We start from the raw sequence: 15,479 nt of genomic DNA on the forward strand, positions 1-15,479 counted from the left end.
TGAGCAACAGGACCCTCAACCCCACCCCGGGTTAAACATCCAGTAACCAATACATCGTCTGGTTGTAGCACCACTCAACCCGGGGATTCGAAAATGCAAAAACATGACTGGATTGTGGAGGTGTGTGCTGACCTCTTAAACTACGCAAAGAACCATCGGATGCAACATTTGGAGAAAGACCTAAGGCGTGCTTTGGTTTCTGCTCAACACGATGTGCTGCTCGCCGCCGTGGATGCAGTTCATGACAATAACCACAGAGACTATGCGGTGCTCGGATCAACCAACACGGCTGTCGTGGCCCGAACAAAGCATAAACAGTTGTACCTAGTGTAGGACGCAAAATCGATTTCGTATCGACAACGCGCCTAGGGCGTCAGCAGGGACAGCGGAAGTTGCGACACTGGCCGCTTGGTTTTAAGGTGCCGATGGCGGCTTTCTAGCGTTGCCTTGCGAAGTAAGAATTTAGCCTGGCTTCGCTAACGTCGTTTTTGTAGCAAATGGGACTATAGCCACCTGGTCGAGACCAAGCACTTCGGCCTCCACATCGCTTATCAGCACGGTCTATGTTGTAGGGGCAAGGACAGGATCCAAGATAGCTCGCGATACTCTGACGAATGATCGCCGCCCGCCCTTCTTGTATTTCGCGGTTCGAAGTTATGGCGGCCTGTCTGGTTGGTTTTGGTGTGCTAGTGCTGGACGGGCATGCTGCCTAGTACCTCGCCGCTCAGATTAGTAAATCACCTGCTTCTGACCTCATTGGTGATGAATAGTTGAACACTAGACGCATTCAGCCGGTAAACTATGATAGCGCATCATTATGTGCCGCACCATTGTCGTCGATGGAAGATACCGCGGCATGAGTCTAACCAAAAAACTGATCCAACATGTTCAAACATTCCAAGGACATTCGCTACCAAAAATTCTTGCGCGACCTACATGCAAGGAATCTCTTTGATTGGTACCTTGAAATCGGGAGCCGTACTGGAACGTCGATTGCTCCTGTTCGGGGCAACGCAGTTGCCGTGGATCCTTTTTTTAGGATCAGTTCGAACGTTTTGGGAACCAAACGCAGTGCGCTCTTCTTTCAGATAACTAGTGATGAGTTTTTTGCTTCGCAATTTTTGGAAAAGAACCATATCAGAATCTCGTTCAGCTTTTTGGACGGCATGCACCTTTTTGAATACCTGTTGAGAGACTTCATCAATACTGAACGAAACACTGCCGATGGAGGTGCAATCGCCATACATGATTGCTGTCCGCTGAATTCAGAGATGACAACACGCAATCACAGAGCGGTCAAGAAAGGAGGATGGACTGGTGACGTTTGGAAGCTTATTCCAATCTTACAAAGATATCGACCAGAATTGACACTTGATATTATTGGGTGCAGACCCACAGGTTTGGTTGTAGTTTCGAACATATCCTCGTCCAATACCGTCCTAGCCGATCACTACGAAGAAATTGTCACACAGTACAAAGATGTCGAGTTCTCCGGTAAAACCGTTGAAATTTTCTTTTCCTCATTCGAATATCAACCTGCATCGGATTTCTTGAATCGCTCACTGCAGATGTTTCAGACAGTTTGCTTGCCCGAAAATGCTTTGAGCAAACCAAGGTATGTCTCACCTTAAGCATTGTTAATACGCACTGGGTTTGAACGTTCTTGTTTAGCGGTTAGTTACATCCAAAGCTATCCTGGGTTGTGCAATAACGTATCCGCTCCCGGCAAGAGGCTCAATCCTATTAAGGCCCGCATGTTCAACCAAGTTGCGTTTAGGATTCATCCGCTCCTGGTTTATGCTGATACGCGCCTGATTTCAGCTCTTTCATGCGGAAATGGGGGATCCATGCATGTAATCCCGGCGATTGGCGTCAATCACATGCCGGGCTTGACACGGGCCGATGTTGCTGTGATGGCTCACGCACCGGTGTCTCAAACGATCATTGTAACGCTCGATCATGCCTTTCGGAGCGGGGTGCCCCTGCAATGAAAGGTGGCTTTGCTTCCATTATTTTACTACTTTAGGATCGCGCTGGACGTTCGATCTGCCCTGAAGCTTCGGAACACCACGCATCCGTATGCTCTGCGGCTCGGCAATCCGGTCCAAATCGCGAGTAACCTGGGTGCGGGAAAGCGAGTTCTCACGACGCGAAGCGATTGGTAAACATGTATGCGAACGATACGCAGGATCGATAATTTGCTGCGTGTTAAGGTTACAGAAAGACAGTTTGTTTATCCACAATGCGAGCAGTCACTAAAATTATCAAATCACTCAAAAAATTGAAATTCGTTTGGAAGGCGTTGAGAGCTCACAACTCTTGGCGCCTCTCTTTCCTGATCCTGCCGATTGAATTGAGAATGCAAAATAACCTCATGAAAACGCTACTTCACGTACACGCCTCGTTTGTGAATGCCCATTTCAGAGGAATACTGCTCGCGCAAATACACGTGATGTACAGATTGTCATCTCGCCAAACATCAAGATTTTTGGTTTACGCACCGTTTATGAAGGCAAACCAAATGCCGAAATAAGAACGGTTCGAGACCCAAGTTTTAATTAGTATCGGCATCAGCGATGCGACTTACCACAACTGGCGTAAGAGATTCGGCGGAGTGGCATGATCGCAACTGTCTGAGATGAGAAGCCTGGAGAAAGAAAACTCTCGGCTGAAAAAGATCGTGGCGGAGCTTGAACTCCACAAGATCATCCTCAAGAAAAGCTTGAACTCAGGCAACGTCAGTCACACCACCACACGCATGCATCAGAGCGTCTTGCAGAAAGATCAGCGCTTCTGCCATTGCCCGAGACTCAGAGGTCAAATCTGTTAGTCCGGCATCAGCCGCTGCGACCAAGAGAATTTTGATACGCTTTGCGAACGAACTTGTTATGAAGTCATCCCATTCTTCCACCTCGGCCAAAAGCTCGACCCAGCAGACCGCAACGTCTTTCGGCAAGGATGGTGCAGATCCATGCATGGTGAGTGCAAACTCAAGTACATCGTAAACTGTGCTGTAGTTGAGCGCCTCTACCAGTCGGTACGGACAAGACAGGGTTTTTTTCAGCTGGCCCGACGCCCACAAAGCCTCCACTTGCGATGAATGGATTCCAAGAAATAGGCCAATTTCTGATCGCGACATAGGAAAGTGCATTGTGTACCTTGAGGCTCTGATCCGCTGCAAAGGCGTGACAGAGTGAGGATAAAATCTGATTAACCACGCTGTTGCATCAGGAAAATTTGATGCATTGAAGTGGGCTTGGTGTCCTTCCCCGCAGAACTGGGTTCTTAAATTGGCCGTGAGAGTGGGATTGGGCATGGCGAGGAGACGACATTGAGACGAAGACATGTTGAAGCTGCTGGCGACGACGTTGCATCAACTTGCCGCGCGGTTGGAATCAGCGATGCGACATACTACACTTGAGTAAACGGTTCCGCGGGATTGGACGCGCGCAGTAGTCGGAGATGAAAAGCCTAGAGAAGGAGAACGCGCGGATGAAGAAGATCGTCGAGGAACTCGAACTAGACAAGCTCATTCTCAAGGAAAGCCTGAACCACCTAAAGCCCAGGGCCTGACCTAAGATGAGTTCCGTCAAGCCGTCACTCAGAAACGCCAGAAGCTCGCGACGTCTGTGGAGAGCGGTTTTCAATGACCGGTCTTACTCGAACTCTTCTGACAACCAAGGAATCAACCCTTTCCAATGAAGGATGAACCATGGCACGGCGTTGTATAATGGCCTTGAAGTCAGCGACGCGATGCGTGTTAGACTAAACTCTAACGCACCTTGCCGCGAGGTATACAGAGTTTGCGAAACCTTCATGTCCACTTGGGCCCGCATAAGACAGGTTCAACTTCAATTCAGGACTTCCTGAAGGACAACCTGTCGGTCGACAGCCTTACTGCCAAGGACATCCTCTATCTAAAGGATCCTATTATACAAGAACTTGGCAACGCGCTGCAGAACAAAGACTGGGCAGCATCTTTCAAAACTGTGTCAGAGTTGAAAAATCTACTGTTGCTAACGCAAGCAAAAACGATAGTCGTTTCCAGCGAAGACTTGTCAGGAGGCTTGGTTGGACGAGGAGGAACCTGGCGGGTTTATCCTCGGCTATTTGAAAACATAAGGCTGCTAGATGAAGCGTTAAACGACGTCTTTTCCTGCACATACTACTTCTTTGTACGCAACGAAGACGACTGGCTTCGAAGCGTTTATAACCAAAACTTGAAACACAGAGGATCTGCAAGGGACTTTAACAGTTTTGCTGAAAGAATTAGAGGAGACCGAACGTGGCCATCTGTTCTGAGAAAGGTCAGAAAACGATTTGGTGATCGCTTTGTCGTTTTGCCCTACACATCTCGCAGTGAGGGTTCAGTCGTTCAGCGTTTCGTCGAAACAGCGCTGCCGAATGCTCTTTTCAAAGACGATGCCTATGACATGTATTGGTCCAACAAAGCTCCGGATTCACAGACATTACAGGCGCTCGAGGTCATTAATCGGTCTCATTCATCCGCCTACGCAAAAAGAAACGCTCGGAGATCAATCACCGTCACAGCTGAAATTGGGTCGAGCGAAGGTACATCCATTGCCGATGTAGGGACGGTTGGCTTGCAATTTGATTGTCACAGTATGACAGATTGGCCGCCGGAGAGTATTCGTCCCATCAAGTTACCAAATGAGCTATCTCCTTTATGGGATCGCGCCAATAGTCGCATCCATCATCAAGATCAGCCCAATCTTCTTCCAAAGTTAACCATAGACTTTAAGCAGGCATGCATAGATTTGACGGAAGGTGAGGAAGCTTTCCCGGGTGGGGGTCGTCAAGACATGAGAGAACAACAGAAAATTCTCCGTCATCGCTTTAGGGGCTTGCCGCTGGTGTGCTTCTATAACGCATTTGCGATCAGCTATCTGCGCAGGTCGACACCACATACCGAACATGCAAAGCGTCTGTTTTTTCATTTATGGGAACATCAATACTACATGATGCTGGCGACGTTGCCAACGCGATGGCTCATCTCGGTGTTACAAACCTTTATGGACCATGGGAAATCCGAAGCCCAACGTCAAGTTGGGACCGCCGGGTATTTTTTCTCAAACACTTTGAAGGCTTACGAAGCGGAACGCGCACTCGAGGGTAATGCCCCTGACAACATCTACGCGCATGTCGAACCTGCCACAAAAAATGGATTTCAGGGGCTGGATCGGTTTGCGCTTGGGAATACGGACTTGATGCTGAACCTCCTTGCGCATCTCTTGGCAGTGTCAGCGCGCGATGACATATCGGGACGCGTACTGCAAGAATTCTTGCTTAGAACCCGAACTGCACACACGCTTTTCTCACGCATGGATCAAAGCCGCATGCACCATGAAGCAAACGTAAAAGGCTTTGAAAATTGCTGGAGTTTCTTTGAAAGGCCGAAAAAGAAAACTTAGGAGGCGTAAGCCTAGTCACTGCGCCGACAAAGCAAGAAGCCAGCAGAAACCTCCTCAGCCCGAGCCACGGACACCGCCTCTCTGGTATTTCTGATGTGGGAGAACCGACTCAGGCCACATACCCACTATTTCCGCCCAATCGTTTCGGTACCGGGAGTCAAGGTGACTTCGAAGAAATGTATCGCCGATTGAAAACCCGGGGTTTTCAACTGATATGGGAAAATGTTTCATCGCATACCTCAGTCTCAGAGATGGAATATCTACTTTCCCGGAAGCATCTGCATGCTTTCTCATGTAGTCTAAAGCGAGTGAAGACAACAAAGTAGTTGGCTCTACTCCTTTAAAATGCCCCTGCGCTCCCCCGGTCAATGAGCGCAAAACCGTATCTGAGACCTGTTGGAAGTCTTCGTGCCTCCAGATCATCATTTTGGACTTCTTGTAGTGCGATCGAAGCCTCGCGATCACCTGGCTCCACGAACCTAAGTTGTTCCAGAGGGTTTTCTCAAGAAGCGCAATATCGGGAATCCGGCGTTGCATTGCGACACGACAAATCTCTTCAGACAGCAGATCTCCTAAGTGTCGGACCGACAGAAATACAGTGGTGTTTTCGTTATCGATCCATCTCGGAAGCGCTGACAGAAAAACTTTTGCATTGGGATACAGGCGCCCATCGATGGTCATGCGTCTTGCAGATCCAAGCAATGCACCGTCAGATATAATTAAGTGCTTGAGCGGGTAACACTCCAAATGTTTTTCCACATGCCTTTTGAGCACTCCCGCATTCAGATATGCGCAAGCTGAAGGCAGACGGTTTTCTCGGCTTCTTGGACTTACTAGACCAGTAGCACCCCGGAGTTGATTCGGACCCAAATAGCAAACACCATGTTTCCGAAGGTGGTCTGTTTGTGACTTTAGAACAGATTGAATAAATGATGCGGAAGTGGCGAAAGCGCCGAAATGAACGCTGATGTCAACGGGTTTCGAGCCGCTTTGTATATCCTCGATAGCACGTATTGACATGGGTCAACCCTATTTCGTTTTGTCATCGTGTCTTAGAGAGCATGAAAACCTGCCAACTCGAAAGCAGGGCCCGAGCGGTCATGAGAGTTAAACATCGCCTATCTTGAAAGCAGGTTCCGCGTTATCCAGGGCAAAGTTCTCAAGTGAGCGACAACAGCTTGACGACATTGTTGGGTATGAAGTCGTTCGTCCGGTGGCGCTCTTTAGAAAACTGTAACCTCTTGAGGCTGGTTTTCCTTGTGAAGGACAATTCGTCCAACACAGACAGAACTATATCGAAGTCGATCGTGCTTTTGCCCTTATACTCGGGCCAAGCTACGCCTTTTTCCCCTTCAAAACTTGAGATCGCGTCGATTCCCACCACCTGGGCGCGCGCGAAGTACCGCGTTGCCCGCCTAATTGAACCGTGTATTTTAGGTCGCCTTTGCAGTAACGCGATTTTCTGAGATGAGCTGCATACTAGGTTGAGCAGATGTATCGCCGAACTTTCCGCCAAAACCACATGTGACGCATCTTTGTATGCTCTTACTTGAGCTTCTATGGTCATTTTCTGCGGGTGCAAGATAGTATAGCCCTGTCCACGCAGCAAGTCTTCCAGAAGTTTTTCATTTTTGAAGCGACCCAAACTGCTATCTAACTCACTTCTACTGACGTAGATTTTTGCGCCCGTTGTTTTCGGATTGTCAGGGAACAACGCGTCTCGCCATCGCAACGCAGCTTTGTCACCGTACCCCGATCTTTTCTGATGAAATGAGAGCTCGGGCACAATTAAGTCTTGTACAAATGTTGGTTGATCGATGATCATAGCTGAACGAGACCAACCAAGCACATGCAGTAGGTCCATCTGCCATGGCTTCAGTTGCTGAGACTTCCGATTTCCCGCTAAAAACAAAAGTGGACCCGAGGCACTGGACGACGAAGCATTCGGTAGGTGTCCGATGCTCTCTGTAAGGAAGTGCCCAAAGTGGTCGATCGCGTAACCAGCGAATACCGCAGAGGGTATTTTGGAAACTGTTGCATCAAGGTCACTAGTAGTGGCCAGGTTTCTAAGCCGCCCAGTACAAAGAAGCCCTTCATTTGCGGTGGAATTGTCAGTCCAAACACCACCCTGTAACTGCATGCGATCAGCGCCGAATTTAGTCGGCACAAGCGCACCACTGCAGTGAAAATTCATCCCTAGGACCTTACTCATTTTTTGCTTGTCCCAGTTGACATAGCCTGACCACGCAGGGGCGTTGGAACACTTTGAAACACTTCTGCACGGGCTGGATTCTCCACTTTGGTACCTAGGTTGGAAATACGGCTCCCTCTGCCTTCTCGCAAATGACCTTATTATGTGAGAGCGTAATTTTGAAATTGTTTACCATCAACAAAACCTGCGATTGCCGTGTTTTCTGGTTTCGTTATCATATCCTTGGGTTACTGTGTGGTGAGTGGATATGTTGGGACTTCTTGCTTTGGCAATGGGCGGTGTGTTGGCTGGGAGCTTCTTCCTGCAAGAGGATGAAGGCGACGGGTCAGACACCGCGCAGGAAGATGCGGAGGTAGCGCAGGACAGCGAAGCCAATCTGGTGGATGTCAACCTTTTGGATGACGAAGCTCTGCAGGAGATCACGACACTAACAGGAGAAATGTCCTCCCACACTTTTATTGGGGATGACGCTGATAGCCAAGTTGTACTAGATACACTGCCAAGTCGCGACAGTTCCTTGGGATACACGAACATCATAGGTTCCGATGCGATTTATGTCGCCGATGAAGATGAACTGATCCACATTGACCTCGGAGCGGGTGACGACCTTTTAGTAGTGAGGAATGGAACTGCAATCATTGTCACGGGCGATGGTGCAGATACAGTCGATGCGTACGGCCTCGCTGCGGGCGAAATTCACGCCGGACCAGGTGATGTCGTGCACGGATCCGACGTTGTTTCCGAAATCTATGGAACGAATACCACAGGCACATTGGCTGTGAATGCTCATAGCGCAGAGTTCTATGGAGGTGACGCAAACGAAGTCGCCGTAGCAACTGGCAACGATGCTTTCCTTGATGGCGGTAGTGGGAATGATCAATTGGCCGCTTTTGAGGGTCACGCTCAGTTGCATGGTGGTGCTGGAGACGACTGGTTAATTGGAAACGCAACCAGCGATCACTTTGACCAAAATAGCCGCGTCTCGGACATCAACTCGGTCACAAACGCCTCGTTTGACACGCTGAATGGCGGCGATGGCGATGACCATCTGCTGCTGTCCAACGGAGATGTAGGCACTGGCGGTGAAGGAGCCGACTCCTTTGAAGTCTACCATAGTGTCAATCGTTCTCAAGTTGCGGCCAATATACTTGACTTCTCACCGTCTGAAGACGCGCTCGTGATCTATGTTGCGGGCAGTGAACCAGATCAACCTGACGACGCAAGTTTTGATCTGGCTGATAGGGTAGCATTATCTGATTTGGCCAACGGAACAGAAATCCTGGTTGACGATACCGTGGTCGCAACCATTGATGGTGTTACGGAGTTGCGCGTGGGCATACCCTTGGTTGGCCTCGACGATTCCGACATTGAAACAGGTGATCAGTATTTTGATATCTTGACTGGCGAGTCGGCCGGGATCGATACGTTCGACATTATTGTGAAGACTTATCCCGCGCGTTCGAGCTGAATGATTTGCACAGGACCTGCCCTCCATTCGGAACGGGTTTAAGCGTTCAACCAAGATTGTTAAGGTGTCGAATTCAGCATCGGTATAAATACGCGGCAAAGCGAGGTGTCGCCAACAGAGTGGTCGTTTTTGGAAATCCTGTTGCGCTTGACATGCCCCTTTCGGCGATGAACACGCGCTCCTGAATACTACCGCTCTCATACTTGGACAAATGGTAAGTTCCAAAGCTCTATTCGGTATGCTAAGAAAGAGTATTGCGTTCAAAAAAAGTCAAAAGACCCACCGAGATCTGTTTCGTACACACCCAGAAGTAATATGGAACTATCATCGTCAAAGCGAACCGACGTTCCATCCTGTACCCTTTCGATTGTCAAACTTGACTGCAATTCTTGTTCGATGAGCAGTGTATCGCGTCCCGGCTCAAAATTGGATACAACATCATCCCCGTTTCCCCTTTGATACCCAATGGTGGTCCCGAGAGAACTAAACAGCAGAAATACATCGTTTCCAGAGCCTCCAAAGAATGTGCTTGAGCCGTATGAGATGAAAAAATAGTCTTCCCCGTCGCCCGCGTGAACGTGGTTTCCGTAACCGCCAAAGGCATAGACTTGGTCGTCACCACTTCCCAAATACGCAGACGCATTCTCCGCCTCCCAAATTTGCAAGCTATCATCACCGCCGAAGGAAAATACTTGTTGTACATGTCCTATTAACGAAATCCTATCCGCAAAATCGGTTGTCTCGATTATCTCAATGTTATTGAATTGTATTTGCTCGAGGCCAATCTCAACGGTTCCATAACCCGTCCAGACTGTAACACCCATTTCAACAGACGTTAATGATAGTGTATCGACGCCTTCTCCACCGTCGATCGTATCTGCAGATCCGTCCCCAGTTATCCGATCGTTGCCACCTTCGCCAAGAATAAAGTCGCGACCTTCACCGCCATCAATTGAGTCGTTTCCATCTCCGCCAAAAATGAAATCGTCAGCGGCGCCCCCCAAAATATGATCGTTTCCGGTATCGCCGTACAGTGAATCCGAGCCGCCGCCGCCCCAAATGCTATCATGCCAATCGCCGCCGCTGATAACGTCGTCACCGCTTCCACCGTAGAGACTGTCGCGACCTTGCCCGCCCTCAACTACGTCGTTTCCGTCGTCTCCAAAAACCGTGTCGTGATGAGAACCTCCGTATATGCTATCATCTCCACCCCCGCCGGAAAGAACATCGCGACCGCCAAAACCAAACAAACTATCGGAACCCAAGCCACCATCAATGGTATCACCAAATTCCGAACCGAACAATTCATCGGATATCGCGATTTGGAGATCAGCTGTAAGATTCACACCAGTACCGTATGTAAGTGTGATCTGGATGGTCTCGTAAGCACCAATCAGCAGCGACAGCTCTTCTGAGGCACCCACGCCACCGTTTGGCTCCAGCCCCGTTATGAATTCCAATGCAGCAGTCGCATTGTACTCTAAACCAGTCGTTCCGGGCTCTGCAGTTAGAACGCTCACATATATGTGGCTGGCATCATTAACCATGCCAACAAGATCCACATTGAAAGACAAGTCATAGTCTACCCCTGACGACAGAAACACATCTGTCCGGTCACTTTGCGAAAACGTATAGGTGTATCCCACAACCGCATTCGTATCATCACGAAGTCGGAACGATGTGCCAGTGTCTACAAGCTGAGATCCTGATGCCCCGTCCATAAGCATATTGTAGAGATATCCGGTAGGAGACCACTCGGACCCGGTTCCTTCCCGTCCACTTAAACCTGCCGGGCCAGCGGTTTGCATTGACCAAATATGGGCAACATCAACTTCGGCCTGCATCATTTCAGCAAACATTCGTAGTAATGGTGCAGAGCGCATTAGCCCATTGATGAGTGTGCTGTCTTCTCCACTTTCACCAACGTTCCATTCTGTAATGGCAAGCATGAGCTCCGCGTTTACTGCAGCGTCCCAAGCTTGCATCATACCATTTAGTCGCGGCTGTATTGCTCCCCCAATTCCCAGCGTGTTACCTTGCGAATTCGCACCGTAGATATGTGCTAGCACTCCGTCCAAGTGCGTACTGTAGGCCCCATCAAAAAAGCTTGCGAGCGTCGCATTGTCGTCAGCATCTGCATCACCCTGTGCAAAAATATTCACCTGACCTCGCAGCTCAAGCGTCTCCGCAACCTCACTGATAATGCGCGCTATTTCAGCTTGAAGGTGGCCAAACTCTGCGGCTGTCCAATCAAAGTTGCTTTGATACCATTCGTTCCCGAGTTCAATGTTGATATGATCTATAGGTCCAAATTCTTCACTCAATAGCGCTGTGATGAACTCAGTGATTTCTGCTTCTGCGCCTGTGGATAGACTTCGCGTATTGTGGTCAAAGTATCTGAAGGTCGGAAATACAATTGTTGCCGTTCCGTTGATACCATGCACAAACTCTAAATAGTCCGCCAGTGGAAGGATTTCACGCGAGCCGATGTCCTGTCGACCAGATCTTATGTGAAAGTAGTTTTGCCCTACTGTCTCATTGGGGTTCGCAGGATCGAAAAACTGCTCCGAAATAGTACCGCCTGGATAGCGAATCGAATTAATTCCCGAAGACTCGACAAGCTGCTCAAAGTCTGAGCCTTCTGCCGTACGATCTGTATGAAATAACATGTTCGTACCAAAGTGACCTTCATTGATCGTGTCACTAGTGGAACCTAAATTTTCAATCGTCAGTGATGCTGTTTTGATCGTAGACACAGCTTGAACTCCGCAGTTACCAAAGCCGAAGATCGAAGGCCCCTTCAGGTTTTCCAAGGAGCTAAATGTACAATAATGTGTCTTGAATCCCGAATTTTAGACAATTACACAGTAGAAATGACTTTGGCTGCCTTCGACAGTCACATTGCGCAATAGCTCTTGTTCATCGCCAGCCCGATGTCGCGGATCGGACGGAGTTAGCTCCAAGCACCTCCCAAAAGCCGTGGGCATTAAACCGTTAAGGCTATTTTTGGTGATCGATGGCTATGGATCATTCCGCTACTTGTGTTGTACGTTGGTTAAAACAGAGACTTCTCGAAGGCTTGCACCTCAAAAAAAGGCCGGACACTGGCTTTCGGCGGCTGAGAGACACTTTGCAGACACGAGATGAACCATCATGGTCCTAGGCGCGAAAGAATCGAAGCAAAGCTTTTGGGTAAGTTGTTCAACAAGATCGCAGCGTCTCCGTTTGAGCTGCTTGCACACTTTAAACAATAATTGAGAATGCTACGCATTTGAAGGACTTCAATCAAACTGCTCCGCCCTCAAGCTGGGGTTCAACTTTGCGAGGTGTAACATGGCGAATGACTTATCCATAGTTGGCAGTAAACTAGGTGATTCTATCTTTGTTCACATTGGAAAGAGTGCAGGATCCAGCACGCTGGCTGCTCTGCGACGTTCAAAATACAAGATCGACAAGTATGTTCACATAAGAAAGCCACCTGTGTCACACGATAATCGTTATCTATTGACGCTAAGATCACCAATATCCAGAGCTGTGTCTGCTTTCAACTGGAGATACAAGTTGGTGGTTGAAACAGGTGAGCAGATGGGTCGATTTCCTGGTGAATTCGAAGTCCTGAAGCACTATAGGAGTGTTTCTCGGTTGGCGGAAAAGCTATATCGCGATTGCGGCGCGCCGAACCCTCGTGTCCACGGGCACTTCAACTCAATTTTTCACTTGGGAGAGGGAATTGAGTTTTACCTTGATCCTCTAGTATATAAAATTAGTGAAAAGCATCTAATTGGAGTGATTACTCAAGAGAATTTTGACCAGGACATTCTGGAGATACTTGGAACATCTTTGCGTCAGAAAAAGAAATTTAATCAGCGAAAGAAGAATAATAAAGATAGACAGATATCTTATCGTGCGCACCAGAATCTGGTCCGCTTTCTTAGAAACGATTTTGCTTGCATAGATGCTTTGAGTGCATACTATAAATTACCGGACAACTTTTTGGAAGCTGTGCATCAAGAACTCTCAAGCAGCAATTTCCGTCAGTCAATACCGTAAACAGTTAAGTCCACCCAATTTCCTATGGTCGGGATTCATAACCAATAGATGACGAGAGCAGCGAGAGCGATGGCCGCGAGGAACACCTTGGGGCATCGGTCATAGCCGGTCGCGACACGTCTCCAGTCCTTGACCGTGCTGAACATGATCTCGATGCGGTTGCGCCGTTTGTAACAGCGTTTGAAATATTTCACTGGCGTCTTGCGCTGCTTTCGACCGGGGATGCAGGCGCGTATCCCTTTGTCTTTCAAAGCTTCTCTGAACCAATCCGCGTCATAGCCGCGATCCCCGAGCAGCCAGTCGACCTTTGGCAGACCTCTGAGCAGAGCCCGTGCGCCGATATAATCGCTGACCTGTCCAGCGGTGACGAATAGGTCGATCGGTCGTCCCTGGCTGTCGTAGATGGCATGCAGCTTCGTGTTCATCCCGCCTTTGGTTCGACCCCTCTCGGGACATTTCCTTCGGAAATACCCTGCCGGGCAGTGAATCAGGCGACCGCGCGCCCTTTTTTTGGCGGCCATCCTGGTCGCGGTGCGGTGGGCCTTGAGGTATGTCGCGTCCCTTGCCCGGCAGGGCATCACGACGTGACGGCTCGAGAGGGGATCATCACGGTCGTCCTCTCACCGTGTTCCGCCGCCAGCCCCGCCATCATCCGCGCGAAGATCCCTTTTTGCTCCAACGCTTCCACCGACTGTAAAGCGTCTTGTGCGGACCATAGGCGGCAGGAGCATCCCGCCAGCGCAAGCCATTGCGATTGATGAAGATATTCCCGCTCGAAACACGTTTGTCATCGACCCAAGGCTTGCCATGTGACTTCGGAAAGAAAGGGGCCAGACGTTCCATCTGCGCGTTGGTTAGCCAGAAAAGATCGCTCATGTCACGGCTCCGTTTTCCAAGCCATGAGTCAGGCAGCGTGACCGAAATCAATGCATCCTGACCCTAGGCCATCGACTTTGTACATGACAAACTTAGCAGCGGTCGGAGCTATTAGATACTGACGGTTCCAGTTGGGCGCAGAAGGCGTGTTCAAAGCATTCTAGACACACAAAATTCCCGAATTCACAAGAGGGCCAAACCGTCCCAACCACAGGTAAAGATTTGATCTAACGAACAACTTCCAATGCCGCCGTTGGAGGTCCACTCCCCGGTTGAATGGATTTCCTCGAACCGAACCGAACAGTCGCTATCGCTATTTTTGGTCGTTTCTTGCGCCCAAAATTTCTGGTCGGGTAAGCTGCATTCATCAAGGTCAACAAGAAACTCGAATGTATCGCAGGTTGAAGACCATGTTTGAGCGTTTTCAATGCCGTCTCTTTCCTCTTTGGTACTGCCGCTGTCTGTTCCCGATCGATTTTGCCCGTTAACAATTTCGAAACGATCATCAGAAACTGAGAATGCGTGGCTGTCACCGCTATCTCTATCGAAAACACCGATCTCTCCAATCACTGCACCCGCAACCCGCTCAGACACAACAGTGGAAGAAAGAATGATGTCCTCAGGAGCTGTATTTGAATCGAGAACATCACCTTCGTAAGCAGTCACTAGTTGTCGGCCATTTGTATCTGGCCCATCCCACTCCAGGCGCAAACCTGCATTCCCGTAATGCTCGAAATAGCGCACTTCGATTTCATGAGTACCAGGCGAGAGTTCAATCCCGAACGACCGGGTCGAGAAAGCGTGTAGCCCGCCGTGATCGATGACGAGTTGCCCATTTACGTACAGCTCGGCCCCATCATCGGCACCAAGATGGAAATTGTATGTGCCACCTTGAGAGACCTCAATGTACCCGGAAATTTGAGCCGCAAAAGTATCTCGTAAGCCCCCTTCCCAGAACGAGCCGCCGCCGTTGACGTAATCTATGTGTTCAATACTTTCTTCATACAATGCCACATCAGTCCAGTTGACGTCATTTAAGCTTCTTTGCGTGTCATCCAACCCAAGGTATCGAGCAAGAAAGCCGTTCGAAACAACAGGGTCTTGCACGTCAAGAACTTCGATGGCGAAGCTTTCAGAAATGGACGCGCCGCTTGTATCGGTTGCAGTGACTTCGACATTGATCATGTTAGCGTCGTCGAAGCTCAAAGACGTTCCAGAGCGCAGTTGCAAATGCCCGTTTACAACCTCGAAGCGATCGTCAGAAACTGTAAATGTGTGGCTGTCGTCACTGTCTCTGTCGAGAACCCGGATCTCTCCAATCACTGCACCTGCAACCCGCTCAGACACAACAGTGGAAGAAAGAATGATGTCCTCAGGAGCTGTATTTGAATCGAGAACATCACCTTCGTAAGCAGTCACTAGTTGTCGGCCATTTGTATCT

9 protein-coding genes and 1 pseudogene are annotated in these 15,479 nt (G+C 49.2%); 4 read left to right on the forward strand and 6 right to left on the reverse strand.

Going from position 1 to position 15,479, the window contains the following annotated elements; translation table 11 throughout:
* Positions 1-884 precede the first annotated feature (884 nt).
* Positions 885-1,631 carry a class I SAM-dependent methyltransferase gene (locus AC53L6_RS24090; protein ID WP_496909677.1) on the forward strand — a complete coding sequence of 249 codons (747 nt, stop codon included), beginning with the start codon at positions 885-887 and terminating at the stop codon, positions 1,629-1,631.
* 1,097 nt (positions 1,632-2,728) lie between these two features.
* On the opposite strand, the gene AC53L6_RS24095 is transcribed toward AC53L6_RS24090, so the two are convergent.
* Positions 2,729-3,316: a hypothetical protein gene (locus AC53L6_RS24095; protein ID WP_496909678.1), complete on the reverse strand. Its 588-nt coding sequence runs from the start codon at positions 3,314-3,316 to the stop codon at positions 2,729-2,731.
* Positions 3,317-3,824: 508 nt separating this feature from the next.
* Here AC53L6_RS24095 and AC53L6_RS24100 point away from each other — a divergent pair.
* Positions 3,825-5,432 (forward strand): hypothetical protein, encoded by a 1,608-nt coding sequence (locus AC53L6_RS24100; RefSeq protein WP_496909679.1) that lies wholly within the window; start codon positions 3,825-3,827, stop codon positions 5,430-5,432.
* A gap of 54 nt (positions 5,433-5,486) precedes the next feature.
* On the opposite strand, the gene AC53L6_RS24105 is transcribed toward AC53L6_RS24100, so the two are convergent.
* Both AC53L6_RS24105 and AC53L6_RS24110 read right to left on the reverse strand, forming a co-directional pair.
* Complete coding sequence (locus AC53L6_RS24105) at positions 5,487-6,113, reverse strand: hypothetical protein (RefSeq protein ID WP_496909680.1); 627 nt, start codon at positions 6,111-6,113, stop codon at positions 5,487-5,489.
* Positions 6,114-6,591: 478 nt separating this feature from the next.
* Positions 6,592-7,626 (reverse strand): glycosyltransferase family 61 protein, encoded by a 1,035-nt coding sequence (locus AC53L6_RS24110; RefSeq protein ID WP_496909681.1) that lies wholly within the window; start codon positions 7,624-7,626, stop codon positions 6,592-6,594.
* A 265-nt stretch (positions 7,627-7,891) separates the two neighbouring features.
* Here AC53L6_RS24110 and AC53L6_RS24115 point away from each other — a divergent pair, with 265 nt between their 5' ends.
* On the forward strand, positions 7,892-9,112 hold the full coding sequence (locus tag AC53L6_RS24115; protein WP_496909682.1) for a calcium-binding protein: 1,221 nt from the start codon (positions 7,892-7,894) through the stop codon (positions 9,110-9,112).
* Between the two features lie 260 nt (positions 9,113-9,372).
* On the opposite strand, the gene AC53L6_RS24120 is transcribed toward AC53L6_RS24115, so the two are convergent.
* Positions 9,373-11,925 (reverse strand): calcium-binding protein, encoded by a 2,553-nt coding sequence (locus tag AC53L6_RS24120; RefSeq protein ID WP_496909683.1) that lies wholly within the window; start codon positions 11,923-11,925, stop codon positions 9,373-9,375.
* Positions 11,926-12,445: 520 nt separating this feature from the next.
* On the opposite strand from AC53L6_RS24120, the gene AC53L6_RS24125 reads away from it, so the two are divergent.
* A complete protein-coding gene (locus AC53L6_RS24125) occupies positions 12,446-13,162 on the forward strand; it encodes a hypothetical protein (RefSeq protein ID WP_496909684.1) in 717 nt (238 codons plus the stop codon).
* Positions 13,163-13,197: 35 nt separating this feature from the next.
* On the opposite strand, the pseudogene AC53L6_RS24130 reads toward AC53L6_RS24125, so the two are convergent.
* Positions 13,198-14,038, reverse strand: a pseudogene (locus AC53L6_RS24130) (IS5 family transposase).
* Positions 14,039-14,221: 183 nt separating this feature from the next.
* The coding region (locus AC53L6_RS24135; RefSeq protein WP_496909685.1) for a PA14 domain-containing protein at positions 14,222-15,479 on the reverse strand (1,258 nt) is incomplete at its 5' end.

This window comes from Tateyamaria sp. LSS28, assembly GCF_059611725.1.